Raw genomic sequence first — 24,357 nt, 5'->3', positions numbered from 1 at the left:
TCAGCGTCAGCCACTATCACAATAATAAAGGGGCACACCCGTGACCACGCCAGACAACGGCTTTGCAGAGATTACCCACCGTGAACTGGGCCTGAGGCGCCAGCTCACTTCCGGCCAGATGAGCATGATCGCCATCGGTGGCGCCATCGGCACCGGGCTGTTCATGGGCAGCGCCTACGCCATCGGTTATGCCGGGCCGAGCGTGCTGGTGAGCTACGCCATCGGCGCGTTGATTACCTTGCTGCTGATGGGCTGCCTGGCGGAGATGACGGTGGCCCATTCCACCTCCGGCTCCTTTGGCGCCTATGCCGAGTTCTACATCAGCCCATTGGCCGGGTTCCTGGTGCGGTATGCCTACTGGGCAGCGATTGTGCTGGCGGTGGGGGCCGAGGTCACGGCGGTGGCGATGTACATGAAGTACTGGTTTGCCAACGTGCCGGAGTGGGTGTGGATCGTGTCGTTTTCCAGTGTGCTGATCCTGCTCAACGCGATCAGCGTGAAGACCTTCGGCAACTTCGAATACTGGTTCTCGACGATCAAGATCAGCGCTATTGTCGGTTTCATCATACTGGCAGTGTATGTGGTGTTCGGCTCTGGTAACCCCGACTACGGCGTGCAGAACTACACGGCCCACGACGGCTTTTTCCCCCATGGCTTGAGTGGCATGTGGATCGCGGTGATCGTGTCGATCTTCAGCTACCTCAGTGTCGAGATGATCGCCGTGGCCGCCGGTGAAGCTGCTGACCCGGAGCAGGCAGTGAAGAAAGCCTTCCGCGCTACCATCGTGCGGCTGGTGGTGTTCTATCTGCTGACCCTGGCGCTGATGCTCGCCATCGTACCGTGGAACCAGGCCGGCCAGGCCCAGAGCCCGTTTGTCACAGTGATGCAGACTATCGGCATTCCCGGTGCCACCGGGGTGATGAATTTCGTGATCCTGATCGCGGCGCTGTCGGCCATGAACAGTCAGCTCTACATCACCACGCGCATGATGTTCAGCCTGTCGCGCGCTGGTTTTGCGCCCAAGTCCATGGGCGCGCTGAGCAAGAACGGCATCCCGCTCAACGCATTGCTGCTGTCCAGCTCGGGCATTGCCCTGGCGACGTTGCTTAACGTGGTGTACCCGGAAAGCTCGTTCACCCTGATGATGGCGATCTCGATGTTCGGCGCAATCTTCACCTGGTTCATGATCTTCCTCACTCACCTGTTTTTCCGCCGCTATCGCAAGCGTCATGGCGGGGCGAAGTTGTCGTTCCAGTTGCGCCTGTTTCCCTACAGCACGTTGCTGGGGTTGGTGCTGATGGGGGCGGTGATGATCACCACCTATTTCACCGACGCCTTCAAGATGACACTGGTGTTTGGCGTGCCGTTCCTGCTGATTCTGTCGGCTGTGTATTACGGGTTCTTCCGCAAGGGCAGGGCCAAGGCGTCGAACAAAGCCCTGGCATAACCCGGCAGTTGCTCGAACGAGCGTGCGCATAACAGCAACGTGCGGCAGGCCCACTCCTCTTGCAGGAGGTGGGCCTTGAAACGGCGTTCTGACGGCCAGCGGTCCAAGGCGGCCTGAGGCACGATGCCCAGGCCCGCACCGCCGACGACCATGCGAATCAACCCCTCAAAACCGTCGGCGCGAATGCGCGTCTGCAAGCGAAAGCCAGCGTGCAGTGCCTGTTCTTCCAGGTAAACCGCCAACGCGCTGTTCGCCCCCAGGCCCACGTAGTCGTATTGCAGGCTCTCGATAAAACTCGGGTTGGTCAACGGGTGGTCCAGGGGCATGATCAGCACCAGCGGGTCGTCGCGAAACGCCAGGGTCTGCAAGCCGTGGGTGTCTACTGCATCGGAAATAATCCCCAGCTCGGCGGTGCCCTGGCGCAAGGCGTGGGTGATGCGCAGGCTGGGCAACTCTTGCAGGTCGATATCGAGGTTGGGGTGCTCGCGCAAAAACTGCGCGAGCAGTTCCGGCAGGTATTCGCTGAGGGCGGTGGTGTTGCACAGCAGGCGTACCTGGCCTTTGACGCCATTGGCGTATTCGGCCAGGTCTTGCTGCAGATGGTCGGCCTGCTGCAACAGCAGGCGAGCATGCCGGGCCAGGGCTTTGCCCGCGGGTGTTGGGGTTACGCCACGGCGGCCGCGCTCGAGAAACGCGATGCCCAGTGAAGACTCCATGGCTCGGATGCGTGCGCTGGCGGCAGCCAGGGACAGGTGGCTGCGGGCCGCGCCGGCGGTGATATTGCCGCTGTCCAGGATGTGCAGGTAGAGGCGCAGGTCGATGAGGTCAAAGTGCATGAAGTTTCCCAGTGACTGGAAGGGCCTCATCGCAGGCAAGCCAGCTCCCACCCTTGAATGTATTCACAATTCCAAATGTGGGAGCTGGCTTGTCTGCGATAGCGTCATCAGCCTCACGCAAAACAAGAGGCTGGCTCAGTATATGGCGAATTTTCAGCCACTCTCCAGCCCTGCACAATCGATGCATGAATACCTTCCTCTGCTTCTACCAAAACCTCGGTCCCGCACTGACAGCGCTGGTCATCACTACCTTCCTGCTGGCCGGTACGGTGAAGGGCGTCATCGGCCTGGGCTTGCCCACTGTAGCCATGGGCATGCTTGGCCTGGCTATGCTGCCGGCGCAGGCTGCGGTATTGCTGATCATTCCTTCGACGGTGACCAACCTGTGGCAACTGTCCTTTGGCGGGCACTTGGGTGCCTTGCTCAAACGCCTGTGGCCGATGCTGTTGCTGATTTTTCTCGGCACCGGGCTGGGCACCTTGTGGCTAGGCATGGGTAGCGGACCTTGGGTGGTGCGTGCCCTGGGCGCGGCTTTACTGGTGTATGCGCTGAGCGGGTTATTCCTGCCGACCTTCAAGGTCGCGCCCCGAACCGAGCGCTGGCTGGGCCCCATGTGCGGGGTGATCACCGGCATCATTACCTCGGCCACCGGTGTCTTCGTGATCCCTGCGGTGCCGTACCTGCAGGCGCTGGGCTTGAGCCGTGACCAGTTGGTGCAGGCGCTGGGGCTGTCGTTCACCGTATCGACGTTGGCACTTGCCGCCGGGTTGGCTTGGCGCGGTGTGCTGGGCGGGGGTGAAATGGGGGCGTCGGTGTTGGCGCTGGTGCCGGCCTTGCTGGGGATGTGGCTGGGCCAGGTGGTGCGTCGGCGTATCAGTGCCGTGTGGTTCAAACGTGGATTTTTTACCGGCATGGCGTTGTTGGGAGGCCATTTGTTGCTGGCTGGTTAATAATGAGCGGGCATTTTTCAGCCGTTAATGAAGGACTGCCCGTGAAAGCCCGTTCCGATGAGCTACAGATCTTCGTCAGCGTGATTGAATGCGGCTCGATTTCTGCCGCCGCCGAAAAGGTCGGGCAAACGCCGTCTGCGGTCAGCCGCACGCTGTCGCGCCTGGAAGCCAAGCTCGATACCACGCTGATCAACCGCACCACGCGACGCATGGACCTGACCGAGGAGGGCAAGTACTTCTTCGAGCAGGCCAAGCTGATCCTGGCGCAGATGGATGAGCTGGAAGAGCGCCTGTCCTCGCGCCAGAAAAAGCCGGCCGGGCGCCTGCGTATCAACGCCGCCGTGCCGTTCATGCTGCATGGGATCGTGCCGTACATCGCTGAATTTCGCAGCCTCTACCCGGATATCCAGTTGGAGCTCAACAGCGATGATTTGATCATCGACCTGCTGGAGCAAAGCACCGACATCGCCATTCGCATCGGCGCCCTTGCCGACTCGACCCTGCATGCGCGGTTCCTGGGCAGCACGCCGCTGCATGTCCTGGCCAGCCCCGACTACCTCAAGCAGTACGGCACGCCGACGACCGTTGCCGAGTTGGCTGATCACACCTTGCTGGGCTTCACCCACACCGAGACCCTCAACCACTGGCCGCTGCGTCACGGCGAAGGTGACCGCTGGCTGATTCAGCCCGGCGTCAGTGCATCCAGTGGCGAAACCCTGCGCCAGTTGGCGCTGCAGGGGCAGGGCATTTGTTGCCTGTCGAATTTCATGACCGTCGCTGACATCGACGCCGGCCGCCTGGTGCCCATGCTGGAGGCGTCCAACAGCGGTTATCGCCAGCCGATCCACGCGGTGTTCTATCGCAACTCGCAATTGGCACTACGCATCCAGTGTTTCCTGGACTTTATTCAGGCCAAGCTGGCGCGGTATGCGCGCTGATTCGTGACCTGAGCGCAAGAGTGAATTGGGCCGCACGGGCTTATTCGGCAGCAGTGGGAGCTGGATACTGGACGCATCACTTACCCAGTCAGGAGCAACCTCCATGAATGTATTCGTTACCGGTGCAGCAGGGTTTATCGGCGGTTCGATCGCCACCGGCCTGGTCAACGCTGGCCATGACGTCACCGGCTTGGTGCGCAGCGCCGAACAAGCCGCCGAAATGACCGCCCTGGGCATTACGCCGGTGATCGGCACCCTCGACGACGCAGCCGTATTGACCGAGCAGGCACAGAAGGCCGATGCGGTGATCAACGCCGCCAGCAGCGACCATCGCGCCGCTGTGGAAACCTTGCTGGCCGCCTTGAAAGGCTCGAACAAGCCGTTCCTGCATACCAGCGGGTCGAGCATTGTCGGTGATGCGTCGGGCGGCAAGGCCAGTGAGGTCATCTACTTCGAAAGCAATCTGCCTGAGCCGACCGTCGACAAGGCTGCCCGCGTGGCTATCGACAACCTGATCCTCGCGGCGGCCACTGACGGCATCAATTCGGCGGTGATCTGCAACACCCTGATCTACGGCCACAGCCTGGGCGTGAAGCGTGACAGCGTGCAATTGCCGCGCTTGCTCAAGCAGGCGCGCAAAAGCGGAGTAGTGCGCCATGTGGGCAGCGGGCAGAACATCTGGTCCAACGTGCATATTGAAGATGTGGTCGCCCTGTATCTGCTGGCGCTGACCAAAAACGTCCCGGGTACTTTCTACTTCGTGGAAAGCAGCGAAGCAGCATTCATCGACATGACCACGGCGATTGCCCAAGCGCTGAACCTAGGCAAACCACAGGATTGGCCATTGGCCGAGGCTGAGGCCGAGTGGGGGTATGAAATGGCCAATTACGGGTTGGGCTCCAACAGCCGCGTGCGCGGTAAACACGCTCGTGAACTGTTGGGCTGGGCGCCGAAGCGTACGTCGGTGGTGGAGTGGATTCGCAACGAGATGATTTGATGTTCGCTTAGCACCGCGGCGTGGCCATCGCGGGCAAGCCCGGCTCCCACATTTTTAAGGTGTGACCCCTATCAAATGTGGGAGCTGGCTTGCCTGCGAAAGAGGCGACTCGGTACCTCGGAGCTGACACTTCACTAGCCCCACCCGACGCAATTCCGTACCATTCCCCGCCTTATCCCCCGCAACTCCCTGGTACTCCATGAACCTCACCCGTCTGCGCGCCGACGCCCTGGCCGGCCTCACCACGTCTTTCGCCTTGCTGCCCGAATGCATCGCCTTTGCCTTGGTGGCTCATCTCAACCCGCTGATGGGCCTCTACGGTGCTTTCATCATTTGCACCCTCACCGCGTTGTTCGGCGGCCGGCCGGGCATGGTCTCGGGCGCCGCCGGTTCGATGGCGGTGGTGATCGTCGCGCTGGTGGTGCAACACGGTGTGGAGTATTTGCTGGCGACGGTATTGTTGGGCGGGTTGATCATGGTCGCTTTCGGCCTGTTGCGCCTGGGCAAGCTGGTGCGCATGGTGCCGCATTCGGTAATGCTCGGCTTCGTCAACGGCCTGGCGATCATCATTGCGCTGGCGCAATTGGAGCATTTCAAGAGCGGCGAAACCTGGCTCAGCGGCACGCCGCTGTACGTGATGGCCGGGCTGGTGGCAGTCACCATGGCCATTGTGTACCTGCTGCCGCGCCTGACCCGTGCCGTGCCGCCCGCGCTGGTGGCGATTCTGGGTGTGGGCCTGGCGGTGTACCTGCTCGGTTTGCCGACCCGTACCTTGGGGGATATGGCGCACATCGCCGGTGGCTTGCCGACCTTCGCGCTGCCGCAGATTCCCTGGACCCTGGAAACCCTCGGCATCATCGCGCCCTACGCGTTTTTGATGGCGATGGTTGGCCTGTTGGAAACCTTGCTGACCCTCAACCTCACCGACGAAATCACTGAGACCCGTGGTTATCCTGACCGCGAAAGCGTGGCCCTGGGCGCGGCGAATATGGTCTCGGGTCTGTTTGGCGGCATGGGTGGTTGCGCGATGATCGGGCAAACCGTGATCAACCTCAGCTCGGGCGGGCGTGGGCGTTTCTCCGGGGCGTTTGCCGGGGTGATGATTCTATTGTTCATTCTGTTTCTGTCGCCACTGATCGAGCGAATCCCGCTGGCGGCGTTGGTGGGCGTGATGTTCGTGGTGTCGCAACAGACCTTCGCCTGGGCGTCGCTACGGGTGATCAACAAGGTGCCGCTCAATGATGTGCTGGTGATCATGGCGGTGACGATCATTACGGTGTTCACCGACCTGGCCACCGCTGTGCTGTGCGGTATCGTCATCGCCGCGCTGAACTTCGCCTGGCAGCAGGCGCGGGAACTGTACGCCGATGAACACCTGGAGGCCGATGGCAGCAAGCTCTATCGGCTGCATGGCACGTTGTTCTTTGCCTCAACCACGCCGTTTTTGAATCAGTTCGATCCGGCCAACGACCCGGCTCAGGTCACGCTGGATTGCCGTCACCTGAGCTTTGTCGACTATTCGGCGATTGCCGCCCTGATGACCCTGCGCGAGCGCTACACCAAGGCTGGCAAGCACCTGCGGGTACTGCATTTATCCGAGCGCTGCAAAAAACTGCTCAAGCGCGCCAAGGTTCATCACGACTGATTGAGCCCCTGTGGCGAGGGAGCTTGCTCCCGCTGGCGTGCGAAGCGCGCCCAGGATTTTGGGGCCGCTGCGCAGCCCAGCGGGAGCAAGCTCCCTCGCCACAGGGGGGGAGCTCTAGCAGTTACGGCCCGACCAGGTCTTCCAACTCCTGGGCGCGGGTCTGGGTCATGTCCAGCACGCAGCCTGAGCCGTTTACCTGATCAATCGTGCCGCCGGTGGCGCTGCCTGCGTAGGCGCAATTGGCGTCGCGGTATTTGATCCACAGGCGCTGCACGTCTTGCAGTTGCTGTTTGCGCGGGCCTTCCTGGGCGGCGAGGGCGGTTTTGTAGGCACGGTTCAGACGGTCGTCCTGCACCTTGGTTTGCCTGGCGTTGCAATTGACCATGTCGGCGGTGGTATTGGCGCTGTCCATGCATTTTTTCAAGGCAGGGTTGTCGGCGGCATAAGCGCTGCTGCACAAGAGCAGGACGCTGGCGGCAATTGTGGTGCGAATCATGAGCGGGTTCCTGGGCAATGGATGCGCAGTCTATGACTCAAGGGCGGCGTTTGAGTTTCGGCCTTCACTGATCTTCATGTAAGAACACCCTCCGAATTTTCATCCACCCACGTCGGGCATATCCCCAAGCGACAGCGCTTATCCGTGGGCGAAAATTACTTTCATAAAAATTGAAAATGCTCCTCGGGAATGATTTATGAGTTTCACAACCAATTCGACGTGACCCTTTCCGAGGAGTACCGCATGGCCGCATCACCGGGCTTCGGGCTGTTGGCATACGCTGCCATCGCCATCATTGCATTGATCGTGCTGATTGCACGCTACCGACTCAACCCCTTTATCGTGATTACCCTGGTGTCCATCGGCCTGGCGCTGATGGCCGGAATGCCGGCGGACACCATCATGGGTTCGTACGAGGCGGGTGTCGGCAAGACCCTGGGGCATATCGCCCTGGTGGTGGCGCTGGGTACCATGCTTGGCAAGATGATGGCCGAGTCCGGTGGCGCCGAGCAGGTGGCGCGCACGCTGATCAACCGCTTCGGTGAGCGCAATGCCCACTGGGCGATGGTGTGTATCGCGTTCCTGGTGGGGCTGCCGCTGTTTTTCGAAGTCGGCTTTGTGTTGCTGGTGCCGATTGCCTTTACCGTGGCGCGGCGCGTGGGCGTGTCGATCCTGATGGTCGGGCTGCCGATGGTCGCTGGCCTGTCGGTGGTGCATGCGTTGGTGCCGCCGCACCCGGCGGCAATGATGGCGGTGCTGGCCTATAACGCCTCGGTCGGGCAAACGGTGCTGTATGCGATCCTGATTGGCATCCCCACGGCGATCATTGCCGGGCCCGTCTACGCCAAGTTCATCGTGCCGCACATTCAGTTGCCGGCGCAAAACCCGCTGGAGCGTCAGTTCATCGAGCGTGAACCGCGTACGCGCCTGCCCAGCTTTGCGCTGACTATGGGCACCATCCTGTTGCCGGTGGTGTTGATGATGATCGGCGGCTGGGCCAACGTGATTTCTACGCCGGGCAGCGGTTTCAACCAGTTCCTGTTGTTTATCGGCAACTCGGTGATCGCCCTGTTGGTGGCGACCCTGGTGAGTTTCTGGACCTTGGGCCTGGCCCAGGGCTTCAACCGCGAGTCGATCCTCAAGTTCACCAACGAATGCCTGGCGCCGACCGCCAGCATTACCTTGCTGGTGGGCGCGGGCGGTGGGTTGAATCGCATCCTGGTGGACGCTGGTGTTACTCATGAAATCCTTGGCCTGGCTCATGCGTTCCAGTTGTCGCCGCTGGTGATGGGCTGGCTGTTCGCCGCGTTGATGCGCGTCGCCACCGGCTCGGCCACGGTGGCCATGACCACCGCGTCCGGGGTGGTCGCGCCGGTCGCCTTGGGCCTGGGTTATCCACACCCTGAATTGCTGGTGCTGGCGACTGGTGCGGGCTCGGTGATCTTTTCCCACGTTAACGACGGCGGCTTCTGGCTGATCAAGGAATACTTCAATATGACGGTCATCCAGACCTTCAAGACCTGGACCGTACTGGAGACCCTGATTTCGCTGGTCGCCTTCGGTCTGACCTACGGCTTGTCCCTGGTGTTATGAGCCTGATTCTATAACCGGAGCCTGCATGGACATCCTCTACCAGATCCGCGCCCGCCAGGACTCGTTCAGCGCCGGCGAAGGGCGTATCGCCAAGTTGATGCTTGAAGATGTGGGCTTTGCCGCCTCGGCCAGCCTGGAGGCGTTGTCCCAGCGGGCCGAGGTCAGCACCGCGACCTTGTCGCGTTTTGCCCGCAGCGTTGGCTGCCGTGACTTGCGCGATTTGCGCCTGCAACTGGCCCAGGCCAGTGGTGTGGGCAGCCGCTTCCTGGACCCGGCGGGGTTGCCGGAACAGTCGGCCTTTCATCGGCAAATTCTGGGCGATATCGAAGCGACGCTGCGCCAGCATTTGTCAGGTTTTAACCAGCACAGCTTTATCGATGCGGTCAGTTTGCTGGGCAAGGCGCGGATGATTCATGCGTTCGGCATGGGCGGCCCCTCCAGCCTGTGCAGCGATGAATTGCAGGTGCGCCTGGTGCGTCTGGGCTACCCGATTGCGGCCTGCCATGACCCGGTGATGATGCGCGTCACGGCCGCGACCCTGGGCCCGCAACATGCCTTGATTGTCTGTTCCCTCACCGGCCGCACACCTGAATTACTGGATGTGGTGAAACTGGCGCGCAACTACGACGCACGGATCATTGCCATCACCCTCGCGGACTCTCCCCTGGCCGAATTGGCGGATGTCCTGCTGCCGCTGCAACCGGCGGAAACCAGTTTTATCTACAAACCCACCGCCGCCCGCTACGGCATGCTGCTGGCCATCGACCTGCTCGCCACCGAGCTGGCGCTGGCCCTGCCGGACGACAACCAGGAACGCCTGCGCCGGATCAAGCTGGCCCTGGATGATTACCGCGGCGGCCCTGACAGCCTGCCGCTTGGAGACTGATATGACGTACGACACGCTGATTCGCCAGGCGCTGATCATCGATGGCAGTAACACCCCAGGGTATGTCGCCGATGTGGGCGTGCACGCAGGGCGCATCCGCACGATTGGCGACTTGTCCACAGCCCGGGCCGAGCAAGTCATCGACGCCCATGGCCGCGTATTGGCGCCGGGTTTTATCGACGTGCACACCCACGATGACACGGTGGTGATCCGACAGCCGCAGATGCTGCCCAAGCTCAGCCAAGGCGTGACCACGGTGATTGTCGGCAACTGTGGCATCAGCGCCTCGCCGGTGAGTTTGCGCAGCGACCCGCCGGACCCAATGAACTTATTGGGCAAGCGTGAGCAGTTCTGTTATCCGCGGTTCAGCGATTATCGCAACGCAGTGCAAGGCGCCGATCCGGCAGTGAACGTTGCCGCCCTGATCGGCCACACGGCGCTGCGCAGCAACCATATGGATGACCTGCATCGCACCGCCACGCCCTATGAAATCGCGGCCATGCGCGTGCAGTTGCAAGAGAGCCTGGAGGCCGGTGCCCTTGGGTTATCCACAGGCCTGGCCTACGCCAGCGCATTCAACGCCGAGACTGATGAGGTGTTGCAGCTTGTTGAAGAACTGACGGCCTACGGTGCGGTGTACACCACGCATTTGCGCAGCGAGTTCGAGCCGGTACTGGAGGCAATGGATGAGGCGTTTCTGATCGGCCGACATGCCAGGGTGCCGGTGATTATTTCCCACCTTAAATGCGCGGGTGCCGGTAATTGGGGGCGCAGTCCGCAGTTGTTGGCGGCTCTGCAAGCTGCAGCGGAAAATCATCCGGTGGGCTGTGATTGCTATCCCTATGCTGCCAGTTCCTCGACCCTGGACCTCAAACAGGTCACCGACGCGTTTCGCATCACCATCACCTGGTCGACACCGCACCCGCACATGGGCGGGCGCGATTTGCAGGACATCGCTGGCGAGTGGAACGTTTCGCTGTTGGAGGCCGCTCGCCGTTTACAGCCGGCAGGGGCGGTGTATTACGGGATGGATGAGGCCGACGTTCGGCGCATCCTCGCGCATCCGTTGTCGATGGTGGGCTCAGACGGCTTGCCTGAAGACCCGTTTCCTCATCCACGCTTGTGGGGGGCCTTCCCACGGGTACTCGGGCATTTCAGTCGGGATGTCGGCTTGTTCCCTTTGCACACGGCGGTGCACAAGATGACCGGCTTGTCGGCGGCGCGCTTTGGGCTGGCCGAGCGTGGCGAGATCCGTGAAGGCTACTGGGCTGACCTGGTGTTGTTCGACCCCCTGCGGGTGCGGGATGTGGCGGATTTCACCGCACCGCAGCGCGCAGCTGAAGGGATTGATGGCGTGTGGGTCAATGGCGTATTGAGCTATCGCGATGGGCAGGCGAACGGCGCGAGAGCAGGCCGGTTCCTGGCGCGTAGCGGGGATTTGCGTGGTGGGTTTACGGCTCTATAGTGGGGCTTCTTTTATACGGAGCTGTCGCCATGCACTTAGGAAAAGTCGTCCCCATTCTGCGGATTTTCGACGAGGTCAAAGCCTTGGAATTCTACGTCGACTTCCTGGGGTTCAAGGTCGATTGGCAGCATCGTTTCGAGGCGAATTTCCCGTTGTACCTTCAGGTCTCGCTGGGGGAGTGCGTGCTGCATTTGTCCGAGCATCATGGTGATGCTTCGCCGGGGGCGGCGGTGCGAATTCAGGCCCAAGGGGTCGATGCGTATCAGCAGCAGTTGCTGGGCAAAGAGTACCGATATGCCAAGCCTGGGGTTGAGGACACGCCCTGGGGTTCGCGGGAGATGAGTATCCGTGACCCGTTTGGGAATCGGCTGGTGTTTGTCGAGGACAGCGAGGTCTGAAGGGTAAATGGCAGGCAAAAAAAAACCGCCTTAGTAGGGCGGTTTTTTATTGCAAACCCAGTGAGTGGCTGGGGTTTGCTATCTCAAAGGACGCATTGACCCGCAGGTGGATACTAACTGCCGGTCACGTCGTCACGCAAGACGGAACGATGGCCGGCATGGATCCTTTAGGCATCTTCTCTTGCCTGATTTTGACTGCAAAAGCTTGCAATGAATCTATCGGCGATACTGGATATTTGACCACTGTTAGACACACCTTAGACGGGAATGTTGTTTAGGATCTTCCCCGTTCTGCGTTTGTCGCTTTTGGGGGGCCGGGTACGCGCGCGAATTCTGGACTGACCGCCACGGGCTAGTAATCCGTGCCGGATTGATGCGGAAGGCCTACTAGCCCGGCCACCTCAAAGGACGCATTGACCCGCGTCCAAAGGCTCACGTGTTCCGGTAAGTGCGCTGGAGGTAAGGCCCAACTCTAGGAGGGCCGAGTATGTCTAAGTTTGCACCTGTGGCGAGGGAGCTTGCTCCCGCTGGGGTGCGAAGCGCCCCTAAAAAACGGGACTGCTACGCAGTCCAACGGGAGCAAGCTCCCTCGCCACAGTGGTTGTGGTGCTACACCCGGAAATGACTGACCATCTGCTGTAACTGGCTACCCAATCGAGCCAGTTCCACACTCGACTTGGCCGTCTCATCACTGGCAGTCGCGGTCTGCTCGGACACATCCCGCACATTCACGATACTGCGGCTGATCTCTTCCGCCACGGCGCTTTGCTGTTCGGCGGCCGCTGCAATCTGCTGGTTCATCGACTGGATATTCGACACGGTGCGGGTGATGTTTTCCAGGGATACCCCGGCCTTGCGCGTCAGTTCGACACTGCTGTCGGTGAGGCTGCGGCTGTTGTTCATCACGCTGGCCACTTGTTGGGTGCCGTTCTGCAAGCCGGCCACCAGGCCTTCGATTTCCTCGGTGGATTTCTGTGTACGCTGGGCCAGGCCGCGTACTTCGTCGGCGACCACCGCGAAGCCACGCCCGGCCTCACCGGCACGCGCGGCTTCAATCGCGGCGTTCAGGGCCAGCAGGTTGGTCTGTTCGGCCACCGCCTTGATTACGTCCATCACGCTGCCGATCTTGTTGCTCTCTTGTTGCAGGTGCGTCATGGCGTCGGTGGAGCGCGCCACTTCGGCCGCCAGGCGTTCGATCTGGGCGATGGCTTCAGCCACCACTTTATCGCCTTCGCGGGCTTGGCCGTCGGCGTCGGAAGCGGCTTGGGAAGCCTGCTCGGCATTGCGCGCGACTTCTTGCACAGTGGCCGTCATTTCATGCATGGCGGTAGCGACCTGATCGGTCTCGATCTTCTGGCTGTTCACGCCGGCGCTGGTCTGCTCGGTCACCGCTGACAACTCTTCGGCGGCGCTGGCGATCTGAGTGACGCCATCGCGGATGCCGCTGATCAACTCGCGCAGGGTCGTGCCCATGCGCTGGATGCCTTGTTGCAGCACGCCCAGCTCATCACGACGGGTTACCTGGATGTTGTGGCTCAAGTCGCCCGAAGCGATGCGCTCTACCACCGCCAGGGTGTCCTGGATCGGGCGGGTGATCTGTCGGGTGATGACCCAGGCGGCAATTACGCCAACCAGCAAAGCCAGCAAGGTGCTGATCAATTGCAGGCTGCGGGCCTGGGTGCTTTCAGCGTCGCGACGTTCCAGTTGAATGTCGTACAGCTTGTCGCTGATGGTCACGATATCGGCGCCCTGGGTGGTCATTTCGGCGCGGGCGGTGACGATGTTGGCGTTGGCTGCCTTGTAGCTCTGCACGGCGCTGCGGTAGGCACCGAGGGCGGTTTCCAGGGCCGACAATGCGCTTTGCTGACCGGTACCGAACGCCGCGCTGAGGTCCTTCAAACCGGCGACGGCTTTTTCCAGTTGCGCCGCAGCGCGGGCTTCGGTTTCTGCGTTGGGACTATTGGTATAGCCGCGCACTTCGTAGCGAGCTTGCTGGAACTCATTCTTGGCTTGGGTCACGGCCAGAAATTGCGTGAAGCGTTCCGGGCTATCCGGCGCCTGTTGCACACTGGTTTGCAGCGCATTGATTTGCGCGTTGGCGACATCGGCCTTGGCGCCCATGACGTCGCGCGCAGCGTTGCCATTGCGGTAGGCCTCGCGCATTTTGTTCAAGGACTGGCGGTAGGCGGTAATGACGGCTTTCTGGTCATTGAGCAGCTTGAGGTTTTCCGGGCTCTTGAAGCTATCCAGCAGCTTCTGTTGCTGAGCGGCGAAGGCATCGAGGCTGGTCTGTACGTTCTGCGCCACGGCTTCGTCGCCATTGGCCAGCATGTATTGCAAGCGCACGATGCGCAGCTTGGTCAGCGAGGCGTTGAGCTGGGTGATATCGCTCATCCAATTGCTACGGTCGATCAAGCCGCCGAGGCTGGTCCAGCCCGTGAGCGCCAGGACTGAAGTGAGGACCAACACCAGGCCGAAGCCCAGGCCGAGTTTGAGATTGACGCTGATGTTACCGAACCAGCTGTTCATCGAAAGCTCCTTGAAGAGTGATGTCTGTCTGCTGGACGGTGTGTTGTTGTTTGAGCCAGCCAAGATGTGTAGGGCTGTATCGGCGGCAAGGGACAATTCTGAAATACTTTTATTGCCGGGCGACGAAGGGTCATCGGCACGCTAATGCGATGCCGGGGTGGGGCTGATCATGGGCCGCTCTTGTGTGCTAGTCTGCGGGCCCTTTTATTTCTGGGCAGCGCGGGAAACCGTGGTGCCCTACAGCGGAGCCTCTTCATGTCCGAAGTTAATCTGTCCACCGACGAAACCCGCGTCAGCTACGGTATCGGCCGTCAGTTGGGCGACCAACTGCGCGACAACCCGCCACCGGGCGTGAGCCTGGACGCAATCCTGGCCGGTCTGACCGACGCGTTTGCAGGCCAGCCAAGCCGTGTTGACCAAGAGCAAATGGCAGCCAGCTTCAAAGTAATCCGCGAAATCATGCAAGCCGAAGCCGCTGCCAAGGCTGAAGCTGCTGCGGGCGCTGGCCTGGCTTTCCTGGCAGAAAACGCCAAGCGTGATGGCATCACCACCCTGGCTTCCGGCCTGCAATTTGAAGTGCTGACCGCCGGTACCGGCGCGAAGCCGACCCGTGAAGACCAAGTGCGCACCCACTACCACGGCACCCTGATCGACGGCACTGTGTTCGACAGCTCCTACGAGCGCGGCCAACCTGCGGAATTCCCGGTGGGTGGCGTGATCGCCGGCTGGACCGAAGCCCTGCAACTGATGAATGCCGGCAGCAAATGGCGCCTGTACGTGCCGAGCGAACTGGCTTACGGCGCTCAAGGCGTTGGCAGCATCCCGCCGCACAGCGTTCTGGTATTCGACGTCGAGCTGCTCGACGTTCTGTAAGACCTGCTGATTACCTGTTGGGACGAACGCGTTCGCCCCAACAGGCATTTGCCAGTTTCTTCATGGATGGAACTTGCCATTCAAGTCGGTCGCCGGGCGCAACGCGCGTGCATAGCAGAACAGAAACAGATTCCTTACCACCTCCTTCAGCACCCCAGGCTCACTGGAACTCAGGCCATTCACGTCCAGATCGCCTTGGTCCTGTAGCTCGTTCAGCGCTTCTTCCTCAAGCACCGCACAGACTTCACCGGTTTCCCGATGCAGGATTCGCAGGTAAGGGTGGGGGCGATCCAGCCAGGCATCTATCAAATAAGTCATGGTCGTTCTCCTTGATGGGTTTCAATGAGAATAATTCTTATTCGTAGAATAGCAAGCGTCTATTGGCAGTTTCTGGGTTTTTCTGTGTGGGTATTGCGTTCGATCAACGCAGAGGGCGAAACGCCATCCCGCGGCGGGCGCGGGATGGAATGCAGCAGGATCAGACTTTGCGTACGAACTCGGACTTGAGTTTCATCGGGCCGATCCCGTCGATCTTGCAGTCGATATCGTGGTCGCCGTCGCACAGGCGGATGTTCTTGACCTTGGTGCCGACCTTGACCACCAGGGAAGTGCCCTTGACCTTGAGGTCCTTGATCACGGTGATGGTGTCGCCGTCCTGCAGGACATTGCCCACAGCGTCTCTCTTCACGGTTTCATCACCAGCCACTTCGGCCTCGCCAGTGGCGGACCATTCATGGGCGCATTCCGGGCAGATCAGCTGGGCGCCGTCTTCGTAGGTGTATTCGGAATTGCATTTCGGGCAGGGAGGCAACGTGCTCACTAAAGCTCCTAGAAAGTCAGGGATGGCTAAAAGTCGCACATTATATAGGGTTTTAAACGCGGATGGGGTTGGACTCGTCCTAATGTGGGAGCTGGCTTGCCTGCGATAGCGGCAGTGAGTTCACTCCAGTCATCGCAGGCAAGCCAGCTCCCACATTAAACAGCGCGGAATCAGTGAGTACGGGCGACCGCAAACTCACTCAGCTCAACCAGGGCATCCCGGTATTCACTGGCCGGCAGCGCTTGCAGGCATGTGATCGCCCGCGCCACGTAGTCACGCGCCAGTTGCGCGGTGTACTCCAGGGAACCCGAAGCTTCTACAGCGGCACGGATGGCTTCCAGGTCTTCGATCCCGCCTTTCTGGATCGCCTTGCGCACCAGGGCGGCCTGTTCCGGCGTGCCTTCGCGCATGGTGTAGATCAGCGGCAAGGTCGGCTTGCCCTCGGCCAGGTCGTCACCGACGTTCTTGCCCAGGGTTTCGGCATCGCCCTTGTAGTCGAGCAGGTCATCCACCAGTTGGAACGCCACGCCCAGGTGATCACCAAAGGTACGCAGGGCTTCGGCCTGTTCGGCGGTGGCGCCACACAGCGCGGCAGCACTGTGGGTAGAGGCTTCGAAGAGCATCGCGGTTTTGCCGCGAATTACTTCCATATAGGTTTCTTCGGTGGTGCTGGCGTCGCGCACCTTGGACAGCTGCAACACTTCGCCTTCGGCGATGATGCGCGTGGCCTGTGAAAGAATCTTCATCACCGGCATCGAGCCCAGCTCGACCATCATTTCGAACGAGCGCGAATACAGGAAGTCGCCCACCAACACGCTGGGCGCATTGCCCCACATCGCGTTTGCAGTCTCGCGACCACGGCGCATGCCGGACATGTCGACCACATCATCATGCAGCAAGGTGGCGGTGTGCAGGAATTCGATCGTGGCGGCCAGCAGGCGCAGGTCATCGCCTTGGCGGCCCAGGGCCTTGCCGCACAGCAACACTAATAAAGGACGCAGGCGTTTGCCGCCCGCCGACGTAATATAGTCGCCAATTTTGGAGACCAGCGGCACTTTAGACGTCAGCTGCTGTTTGATGATGCCGTCGACGGCGCTAAAATCGTCCGCGACCGCGCGGTAGAAAGCTTGGGGTTGCATCAGCGACAGTCGCTCCAGAAGGGTTGCGCGGCATGCTAGGACCCTGACCCCCGGGTGTCAAGGCGCGATAGACGGCCCCTTGCAAGCCTCCCATAGCTTGCGTACAATCGCGCACCCTGAACTTCCTGGGCAGCACCTGCCTTACGCAATTGCATTCGGGACGTCCATCCCATGCAGCCATGCCAGCCAATACCTCTTCTTATAAAGCGCTGGGTGAGCAGGATTATCGGAGAAATACCATGTCGTACGCAGTAATTGTTACTGGTGGCAAGCAATACAAAGTCGCCCCAGGTGAATACCTGAAGATCGAGAAACTGGAAGTCGCTACTGGCGAATCCGTTACTTTTGATCGCGTTCTGTTGGTCGCCAATGGCGATGACGTGAACATCGGCGCTCCAGTTGTTGCTGGCGCTACCGTTGTGGCTGAAGTGATCTCCCAAGGTCGTCACGATAAAGTCCGCATCATCAAGTTCCGTCGTCGTAAGCACCACATGAAGCGTATGGGCCACCGCCAGTGGTACACCGAGATCAAAATCACCGGTATTCAGGCTTAATTTCAGCCTAATTCCTCACTAGGAGAATTGACTCATGGCACACAAAAAAGCTGGTGGTAGTACCCGTAACGGTCGCGACTCAGAAGCCAAACGCCTTGGCGTGAAGATGTATGGCGGCCAGAAAATCATTCCGGGCAACATCATCGTGCGTCAGCGCGGCACCCAATTCCACGCCGGTTACGGTGTTGGCATGGGTAAAGATCACACCCTCTTCGCTAAAATCGAAGGCGTGATCAAGTTCGAAGTAAAGGGCGCGTTCAACCGCCGTTACGTGAGCGTTGTCGCAGCTTAATTGCGAGATCGCTGGAAAAGCCCTGTCTTGCGACGGGGCTTTTTCGTTTGTGGAGTGAGTCTCTTGCAAAGCTGTCTGTGATGAGCTCAGGCGCTGGTTTGCGGTCGCTGATTGAGGTCGCTGCGCTCATTTTTGCAAGAGTCTTATGTCTTGGTTTCTTAAGCTCGTCCATGCGGCGAGAGGCGTTTTGTTATGAAGTTCGTTGATGAAGTTTCCATCCGAGTAAAAGCAGGCGACGGCGGTAACGGTTGCATGAGTTTCCGTCGCGAAAAATTCATCGAAAACGGTGGCCCGAACGGCGGTGACGGCGGTGACGGCGGTTCCATCTACATGATGGCCGACGAAAACCTCAACACCCTGGTCGACTACCGTTACACCCGGCACTTCGATGCCGAGCGTGGCTCCAACGGCGGCAGCACCGACTGCACCGGTAAAAAAGGTGAAGACCTGGTACTGCGCGTACCGGTCGGCACCACGATCATCGACTCCGCGACCCAGGAAGTGATTGGCGACCTGACCAAGGCCGGCCAGAAACTGATGGTTGTGCAGGGCGGCTGGCACGGTTTGGGTAACACCCGATTCAAGTCCAGTACCAACCGTGCACCACGCCAGACCACGCCGGGCAAGCCGGGCGAGCAGCGCGACCTGAAGCTGGAAATGAAAGTACTGGCGGACGTGGGCCTGCTGGGCCTGCCGAACGCGGGTAAAAGTACCTTCATTCGTTCGGTATCGGCCGCCAAGCCGAAAGTGGCCGACTACCCGTTCACGACCCTGGTGCCAAACCTGGGCGTGGTCAGCGTAGACCGCTGGAAAAGCTTCGTAGTCGCCGACATTCCTGGCTTGATCGAAGGCGCTTCCGACGGCGCGGGCCTGGGTATTCGCTTCCTCAAGCACTTGTCCCGTACCCGTTTGCTGCTGCACCTCGTCGACATGGCACCGCTGGATGACACCAGTGCCGCCGATGCCGCCGAAGTCATCGTCAGCGAACTGACCAAGTTCAGCCCGGCCCTGGCCGAGCGCGATCGTTGGTTGGTACTGAACAAGTGCGACCAGATCCTTGAAGAAGAGCACGAAGAGCGCGTCAAGGAGATCGTTGATCGCCTGGAGTGGGAAGGCCCGGTCTACGTCATCTCGGCCATCGCCAAAGAAGGCACCGAGCGCCTGACCCGCGACATCATGCGTTATCTGGAAGACCGTGCCGACCGCCTGGCGGCCGACCCGGTGTACAAGGCCGAACTCGCCGAACTCGACCAGCAGATCGAAGACGAAGCCCGTGCCCAGTTGCAGGCCCTGGACGACCAGCGCGCCCTGCGCCGCAGCGGCGTGAAGTCAGTCCACGACATCGGCGACGATGATTGGGACGAAGAAGACGTGGATGATGAAGATGGCCCGGAAATCATTTACGTGCGTGACTGATCCGTTGCGATAAACTTGAACGCCGCTCCCTGGAGCGGCGTTTTGGTATCCGGGTATAACGTTATGGGCAGCGCTGGGTCGCGCGGCCCTCACTCTAAGGTTGAAGATGATGCGGAGCAAAGTGACAGGTGCGCAGCGCTGGGTCGTGAAAATCGGCAGTGCGCTGTTGACGGCGGATGGCAAAGGTCTGGATCGCGCAGCCATGAGCGTCTGGGTCGAGCAGATGGTGGCCTTGCATGAAGCAGGCGTTGAGTTGGTGCTGGTGTCGTCCGGAGCGGTTGCCGCCGGGATGAGCCGCCTCGGCTGGACCGCGCGACCCAGCGCGATGCACGAACTGCAAGCCGCCGCCGCCATCGGCCAGATGGGCCTGGTGCAAGCCTGGGAATCCAGCTTTGCCGAGCACGGCCGCCACACGGCGCAGGTGCTGCTGACCCACGACGACCTGTCCGACCGCAAGCGCTACCTCAACGCCCGCAGCACCTTGCGCGCGCTGGTGGAGCTCAAGGTCATCCCGGTCATCAACGAGAACGACACCGTGGTCACCGACGAAATCCGCTTCGGTGACAACGACACCCTGGCCGCCCTGGTGGCCAATCTGGTAGAGGCCGACCTGCTGGTGATCCTCACCGACCGCGATGGCATGTTCGACGCCGACCCGCGCAACAACCCCGATGCCCAGCTTATCTATGAAGCCCGCGCCGATGACCCGGCGCTGGATGCGGTCGCCGGCAGTGTCGGCGGTGCCCTGGGTCGCGGTGGCATGCAGACCAAGCTGCGCGCTGCGCGCCTGGCCGCGCGTTCGGGGGCCCACACCATCATCGTCGGCGGGCGCCTGGAGCGCGTGCTCGATCGCCTCAAGGCCGGTGAGCGCATCGGTACGTTGCTGTCGCCGGAGCGCGGCATGCTGGCGGCGCGCAAGCAATGGCTGGCCGGTCATCTGCAAACCCGTGGCACCCTGGTGCTGGACGCAGGCGCAGTAGCGGCGTTGTCCCAGGGCAACAAAAGCCTGCTGCCGGTGGGTGTGAAGTTGGTGCAGGGCAGCTTCCGCCGTGGCGAGATGGTGGTGTGCGTTGCGCCAGACGGTCGCGAGATTGCGCGCGGCCTGGCCAACTACAGCGCCCTGGAAGCACAGAAGATTATCGGACAACCCTCCGACGCCATTGTCGGACTCTTGGGTTATATGGCAGAACCGGAACTGGTTCACCGCGACAACCTGATCCTGGTCTAACCATAGGAAATACACGATGCGCGTGATGAAGGGATTGCTCGGCCTGCTGTTGGCCATGCCACTGCTGGCCTCGGCCGAAGAGGTCGGCCAGGTGTCGACGGTGTTCAAGTTCGTCGGCCCCAACGATCGGATTGTGGTCGAAGCGTTTGACGACCCCAAGGTCGATGGCGTGACGTGCTACCTGTCCCGCGCCAAGACCGGCGGCGTAAAGGGCGGCCTGGGCCTGGCCGAAGACCGTGCCGAAGCCTCGATCGCCTGCCGCCAGGTGGGCCCGATCCACTTCAAGGGTGAGCTCAAGGACGGCGACGAAGTGTTCAAGGAGCGCACCTCCCTGGTGTTCAAGACCATGCAGGTCGTGCGTTTCCTCGACAAGAAGCGCAACACCTTGGTGTATCTGGTCTACAGCGACCGCCTGATCGAAGGCAGCCCGCAGAATGCGGTGACGGCGATTCCGATTTTGCCCTGGCCGACCGCTCAGTAACCTGCAGGCGAGTTTCGTCATCGGCGTCTATGATTGCAGCTTTGCCGGTTGTAAGCTCCGAAGGGCTGCAATGCAAAGAACATGGGATATCTGGAGTTCGTCATGAGTGCTTTCCACGATCTGAAACTCAAAGCCTTGGACGGACAAGCGCTACCGCTGGCGCCTTTCAAGGGCCAAGTCGTGCTGGTGGTCAATGTGGCGTCCAAATGTGGTTTGACCCCGCAATACGCGGCGTTGGAGAACCTCTACCAGCAGTACAAGGGCCAAGGGTTTACGGTGCTCGGCTTGCCGTGCAATCAGTTTGCCGGTCAGGAACCGGGCAGCGAGGAAGAAATCCGCGAGTTCTGTAGCCTGAACTATGGCGTGACCTTTCCACTGGGCAGCAAGATCGACGTCAACGGCCCTGATCGGCACCAGTTGTACCGCTTGCTGGCGGGCGAGGGCGCTGAATTCCCCGGGGATATCACCTGGAACTTCGAGAAATTCCTGTTAGGTAAAGATGGCCGCGTACTTGCGCGCTTCTCACCCCGTACGCCCCCAGAAGATCCCTCCATCATCCAGGCCATCGAAAAAGCCCTGAGTTGACGCCTACAGGTATTCGGGCGCTTCTATACCTTAATCATTTAGATCAATAGTGCTTTGAGAGACGCTCTGCTCTCCATATTATCCACGTCATAAATTTCTTAGCCGTGGAGCGCTCCATGCCCGTCCAAGCCTTGTTCAAACCCTTCCAGCTCGGTGCATTGCAATTGTCGACCCGCGTGGTCATGGCGCCCATGACCCGCTCGTTCTCCCCAGGTGGCGTACCCAACTCGAAAGTCATTGAGTACTACCGTCGCCGTGCCGCTGCCGGTGTGGGCTTGATCATCACTGAAGGCACCGTGGTCGGGCACCCAGCCTCCAACGGCTACCCCAACGTGCCGCATTTTTACGGTGAAGCCGCCTTGGCCGGCTGGAAGAAAGTGGTCGATGCAGTCCACGCCGAAGGCGGCAAGATTGTCCCGCAACTGTGGCATGTGGGCAGTGTGCGCCGTATCGGCACTGAACCTGACGCCAGCGTGCCGGCTTATGGCCCGATGGAAAAGCTCAAGGACGGCAATGTCGTTGTGCACGGCATGACCAAACAGGACATCACGCAGGTGATCAACGCCTTCGCCCAAGCGGCCAAGGATGCCCAGGCGATCGGCATGGACGGCGTGGAAATCCACGGTGCCCACGGCTACCTCGTCGACCAGTTTTTCTGGGAAGGCAGCAACCAGCGCACCGACGAATACGGTGGCAGCCTGGCCAACCGCTCGCGCTTTGCCATCGAACTGATCCAGGCGACCCGCGCCGCTGTCGGCCCGGATTTTCCGATCATCTTGCGTTTCTCCCAGTGGAAGCAGCAGGACTACACCGCGCGCCTGGTACAAAGCCCTGAAGCGTTGGGTGAGTTCCTCAAGCCATTGTCTGACGCTGGCGTGGATATTTTCCACTGTTCCACCCGTCGTTTCTGGGAGCCGGAATTTGAAAGCTCGGACCTCAACCTGGCCGGCTGGACGCGTCAGCTCACCGGCAAGCCAACCATCACGGTGGGCAGCGTGGGCCTGGATGGCGAGTTCCTGCAGTTCATGGTCAACACCGACAAAGTCGCCCAGCCTGCCAGCCTGGAGAAACTGCTGGAGCGCCTGAACAACGATGAGTTCGACCTCGTGGCAGTGGGCCGTGCATTGCTGGTGGACCCGGATTGGGCGGTGAAGGTGCGCGAAGGGCGTGAAGGCGACATCCTGCCCTTCAGTCGTGAGGCGTTGACGACCTTAGTGTAAGGACTCGGACTCCCTGTGATGGGGCACAGGGAGTTCTGTTGCTTTAGTGATTAATACCCTGGCCGCTTATTCAGCTCTTTGTGATGATCAGTCTTGAGCCCATCTTTGTGCCCAGGCTGGCCGTAGGTTGGCGGTTCTGCACGGGATTGATCCAGCCATTGTTGCTGGCGTGTCCACTCCGCGGTTGGCATGTTGACGCCATTGCGTACACCCATTCCATAAATTGGCATTGTTCATTATCTCCATATTCAAAGGGCCTGCTTGATCGGCAGGTCTCTATGATTGGCGTTACGCAACCGTTGGTTCCCGGTTTAAATACCGGGCAAAACTTGAGTGGCCGGTAGCAGGCTCGCCATGCGTTTGATCATTGACCGATTGTTCAGCGCACGTAAGGTTGCGTTGGAAGGTCAAAACTCTCCCCGCACACCCCACGTAACTGATGCTCGAATTGCTCGACAATCGCTGGCCAGCCTTGGCGGCTTGCGTGTTGACGGGCATTGAGGCGCATACGGCGTAAACCTTCTGCGTCCTCCAGCAGCCAATTGGCGGCATCGCAAAACGCATTTTCATCCCCCGGCATCGCCAGCACCCCGTTATAGCCATGACGAATATGCTGGGTGGCGGCTGCCTGGTCGTAGGCCACAACTCCCAGTCCTGAAGCCATGGCCTCCAAAACCACATTACCGAATGTTTCGGTCAGGCTGGGGAACAGGAACACATCGCCGGATGCGTAATGACGAGCCAGTTCTTCACCGCGCAAGGCACCGCAGAAAATGGCGTCGGGAAGGTCTTTCTCCAGCATGGCTCGTTGCGGCCCATCACCAACGATGATCAGTTTCATCTGACGCAGTGGGTATCTGTCTTGCAAGGTCTCGAAACAGCGCTTGAGCAGTCCCAGGTTCTTTTCCTGCGCCAGTCGTCCTACATGCAGTACTGCGATTTGCTCATTATTCAATGCCCAGCGTTCGCGCAGAGTGCTGTCGCGTTTAGCGGGGTGGAACAGTTGGCTGTCGACGCCTCTGGCCAACATCCCCAAGCGCTCAAAATGCCGACGCTCCAGTTCCAGACGCTGACTGGCGCTCGGTACCAGGGTCAGGCTCGAGCGGTTGTGAAACCAGCGCAGGTAATGGGTGACCACGCGACTGAGCAGGCTCAAGCCGTACTGGTTCGAATACTGCTGAAAGTTGGTATGAAAGCCGCTGACGACGCTGATTCCCAACCGCCGCGCCGCCCGCAAAGCGGACAATCCCAGCGGCCCTTCGGTGGCGATATACAACACATCCGGGCGCTGCCGGCTCCAGCGTCGGAGCAGTTTTCGCATCGACGATTGGCCCCATTGCAGCCCTGGGTAACCGGGTAATGGCCAGCCGCGGCACAGCAGCAGTTGATCGTCACTTGATCGGCTCTTATCGGTGTTCTGACGTGGGCGCACCAGTTCGACCTGATGGCCGCGTGAGCGCAAACCCTCGCACAGGCGGCCAAGGGTATTGGCCACCCCGTTGATTTCCGGCGGGAAGGTTTCGGTAATGAGGGTGATGTGAAGCGAGGCTGTCGTCATGACCCACAGTG

Annotated in this window: 23 protein-coding genes and 2 pseudogenes; 17 read left to right on the top strand and 8 right to left on the bottom strand. The window is 60.4% G+C overall.

The genetic code is table 11. The features are described 5' to 3' along the window. Positions 1-40: 40 nt before the first annotated feature. Positions 41-1,447 (top strand): amino acid permease, encoded by a 1,407-nt coding sequence (locus GH769_RS20225; protein WP_014719903.1) that lies wholly within the window; start codon positions 41-43, stop codon positions 1,445-1,447. On the opposite strand, the gene GH769_RS20220 is transcribed toward GH769_RS20225, so the two are convergent. Next, positions 1,393-2,283 (bottom strand): LysR substrate-binding domain-containing protein, encoded by an 891-nt coding sequence (locus tag GH769_RS20220; RefSeq protein ID WP_032902514.1) that lies wholly within the window; start codon positions 2,281-2,283, stop codon positions 1,393-1,395. The genes GH769_RS20225 and GH769_RS20220 overlap by 55 nt on opposite strands. A gap of 185 nt (positions 2,284-2,468) precedes the next feature. Between GH769_RS20220 and GH769_RS20215 the strand changes: the two genes are divergently transcribed. From GH769_RS20215 to GH769_RS20200, 4 genes are all read left to right on the top strand, one after another. Then, entirely contained in the window at positions 2,469-3,233 is a 765-nt protein-coding gene (locus GH769_RS20215; RefSeq protein WP_032902515.1) for a sulfite exporter TauE/SafE family protein, read from the top strand. Positions 3,234-3,274: 41 nt separating this feature from the next. Continuing rightward, positions 3,275-4,171 (top strand): LysR family transcriptional regulator, encoded by an 897-nt coding sequence (locus tag GH769_RS20210; RefSeq protein ID WP_014719901.1) that lies wholly within the window; start codon positions 3,275-3,277, stop codon positions 4,169-4,171. A gap of 103 nt (positions 4,172-4,274) precedes the next feature. Then, positions 4,275-5,168 (top strand): NAD-dependent epimerase/dehydratase family protein, encoded by an 894-nt coding sequence (locus GH769_RS20205; RefSeq protein WP_032902517.1) that lies wholly within the window; start codon positions 4,275-4,277, stop codon positions 5,166-5,168. 199 nt (positions 5,169-5,367) lie between these two features. After that, the gene (locus tag GH769_RS20200) at positions 5,368-6,813 is read left to right on the top strand and encodes a SulP family inorganic anion transporter (RefSeq protein ID WP_032902518.1); all 1,446 of its coding nucleotides are present in this window, start codon (positions 5,368-5,370) and stop codon (positions 6,811-6,813) included. A 121-nt stretch (positions 6,814-6,934) separates the two neighbouring features. Here GH769_RS20200 and GH769_RS20195 read toward each other — a convergent pair whose 3' ends face one another. Beyond that, positions 6,935-7,309 carry a lysozyme inhibitor LprI family protein gene (locus tag GH769_RS20195; protein WP_032902520.1) on the bottom strand — a complete coding sequence of 125 codons (375 nt, stop codon included), beginning with the start codon at positions 7,307-7,309 and terminating at the stop codon, positions 6,935-6,937. A gap of 189 nt (positions 7,310-7,498) precedes the next feature. Here GH769_RS20195 and GH769_RS20190 point away from each other — a divergent pair, with 189 nt between their 5' ends. Genes GH769_RS20190 through GH769_RS20175 form a run of 4 tightly spaced genes read left to right on the top strand, consistent with a single transcriptional unit; the run spans position 7,499 to position 11,651 of the window. After that, entirely contained in the window at positions 7,499-8,902 is a 1,404-nt protein-coding gene (locus GH769_RS20190; protein ID WP_020302507.1) for a gluconate:H+ symporter, read from the top strand. Between the two features lie 25 nt (positions 8,903-8,927). Then, the gene (locus tag GH769_RS20185; protein ID WP_108538461.1) at positions 8,928-9,788 is read left to right on the top strand and encodes a MurR/RpiR family transcriptional regulator; all 861 of its coding nucleotides are present in this window, start codon (positions 8,928-8,930) and stop codon (positions 9,786-9,788) included. A 1-nt stretch (position 9,789) separates the two neighbouring features. After that, positions 9,790-11,253, top strand: a complete 1,464-nt coding sequence (locus GH769_RS20180) for an amidohydrolase family protein (RefSeq protein WP_020302506.1) — start codon at positions 9,790-9,792, stop codon at positions 11,251-11,253. 29 nt (positions 11,254-11,282) lie between these two features. After that, positions 11,283-11,651 carry a glyoxalase superfamily protein gene (locus tag GH769_RS20175; RefSeq protein ID WP_014719894.1) on the top strand — a complete coding sequence of 123 codons (369 nt, stop codon included), beginning with the start codon at positions 11,283-11,285 and terminating at the stop codon, positions 11,649-11,651. Between the two features lie 609 nt (positions 11,652-12,260). Here the strand turns inward: GH769_RS20175 and GH769_RS29505 are convergent. Beyond that, positions 12,261-12,857 (bottom strand): annotated as a pseudogene (locus GH769_RS29505) (methyl-accepting chemotaxis protein); the annotation flags it as partial. A gap of 306 nt (positions 12,858-13,163) precedes the next feature. Then, a pseudogene (locus GH769_RS29500) lies at positions 13,164-14,180 on the bottom strand (methyl-accepting chemotaxis protein); the annotation flags it as partial. 255 nt (positions 14,181-14,435) lie between these two features. On the opposite strand from GH769_RS29500, the gene GH769_RS20165 reads away from it, so the two are divergent. Beyond that, a complete protein-coding gene (locus GH769_RS20165) occupies positions 14,436-15,053 on the top strand; it encodes an FKBP-type peptidyl-prolyl cis-trans isomerase (RefSeq protein ID WP_014719893.1) in 618 nt (205 codons plus the stop codon). A gap of 60 nt (positions 15,054-15,113) precedes the next feature. On the opposite strand, the gene GH769_RS20160 is transcribed toward GH769_RS20165, so the two are convergent. The 3 genes from GH769_RS20160 to GH769_RS20150 form a co-directional block, all read right to left on the bottom strand. Then, positions 15,114-15,371, bottom strand: coding sequence for a hypothetical protein (locus GH769_RS20160; RefSeq protein ID WP_005791321.1), 258 nt, complete (start codon positions 15,369-15,371; stop codon positions 15,114-15,116). Between the two features lie 160 nt (positions 15,372-15,531). Then, complete coding sequence (locus GH769_RS20155) at positions 15,532-15,873, bottom strand: zinc ribbon domain-containing protein YjdM (protein WP_032902528.1); 342 nt, start codon at positions 15,871-15,873, stop codon at positions 15,532-15,534. A gap of 170 nt (positions 15,874-16,043) precedes the next feature. Further along, positions 16,044-17,012: a polyprenyl synthetase family protein gene (locus GH769_RS20150; protein WP_014719891.1), complete on the bottom strand. Its 969-nt coding sequence runs from the start codon at positions 17,010-17,012 to the stop codon at positions 16,044-16,046. 239 nt (positions 17,013-17,251) lie between these two features. On the opposite strand from GH769_RS20150, the gene rplU reads away from it, so the two are divergent. The 7 genes from rplU (at position 17,252) to GH769_RS20115 (ending at position 22,788) form a co-directional block, all read left to right on the top strand. Further along, entirely contained in the window at positions 17,252-17,566 is a 315-nt protein-coding gene (gene rplU / locus GH769_RS20145) for a 50S ribosomal protein L21 (RefSeq protein WP_007950961.1), read from the top strand. A 34-nt stretch (positions 17,567-17,600) separates the two neighbouring features. After that, positions 17,601-17,858: a 50S ribosomal protein L27 gene (gene rpmA, locus GH769_RS20140; RefSeq protein WP_003176049.1), complete on the top strand. Its 258-nt coding sequence runs from the start codon at positions 17,601-17,603 to the stop codon at positions 17,856-17,858. A 192-nt stretch (positions 17,859-18,050) separates the two neighbouring features. Next, the gene (cgtA, locus tag GH769_RS20135; RefSeq protein ID WP_003194084.1) at positions 18,051-19,274 is read left to right on the top strand and encodes an Obg family GTPase CgtA; all 1,224 of its coding nucleotides are present in this window, start codon (positions 18,051-18,053) and stop codon (positions 19,272-19,274) included. A 109-nt stretch (positions 19,275-19,383) separates the two neighbouring features. Continuing rightward, a complete protein-coding gene (proB, locus tag GH769_RS20130) occupies positions 19,384-20,502 on the top strand; it encodes a glutamate 5-kinase (RefSeq protein ID WP_003194083.1) in 1,119 nt (372 codons plus the stop codon). A gap of 16 nt (positions 20,503-20,518) precedes the next feature. Then, positions 20,519-20,983: a CreA family protein gene (locus GH769_RS20125; protein WP_003194082.1), complete on the top strand. Its 465-nt coding sequence runs from the start codon at positions 20,519-20,521 to the stop codon at positions 20,981-20,983. Positions 20,984-21,085: 102 nt separating this feature from the next. Next, on the top strand, positions 21,086-21,568 hold the full coding sequence (locus GH769_RS20120) for a glutathione peroxidase (protein ID WP_003194081.1): 483 nt from the start codon (positions 21,086-21,088) through the stop codon (positions 21,566-21,568). A gap of 116 nt (positions 21,569-21,684) precedes the next feature. Beyond that, positions 21,685-22,788: an NADH:flavin oxidoreductase gene (locus GH769_RS20115; RefSeq protein ID WP_032902530.1), complete on the top strand. Its 1,104-nt coding sequence runs from the start codon at positions 21,685-21,687 to the stop codon at positions 22,786-22,788. A gap of 379 nt (positions 22,789-23,167) precedes the next feature. On the opposite strand, the gene GH769_RS20110 is transcribed toward GH769_RS20115, so the two are convergent. Further along, the gene (locus GH769_RS20110; protein ID WP_019817477.1) at positions 23,168-24,346 is read right to left on the bottom strand and encodes a glycosyltransferase family 1 protein; all 1,179 of its coding nucleotides are present in this window, start codon (positions 24,344-24,346) and stop codon (positions 23,168-23,170) included. Between the last annotated feature and the right edge of the window lie 11 nt (positions 24,347-24,357).

It is taken from the genome of Pseudomonas sp. CFSAN084952, assembly GCF_009648855.1.
In the GTDB taxonomy this organism is placed as follows: Bacteria; Pseudomonadota; Gammaproteobacteria; order Pseudomonadales; family Pseudomonadaceae; genus Aquipseudomonas; species Aquipseudomonas paracarnis.
Note: the sequence above shows the minus strand (reverse complement) of the source record. Positions and strands in the feature narration are given on the sequence as shown.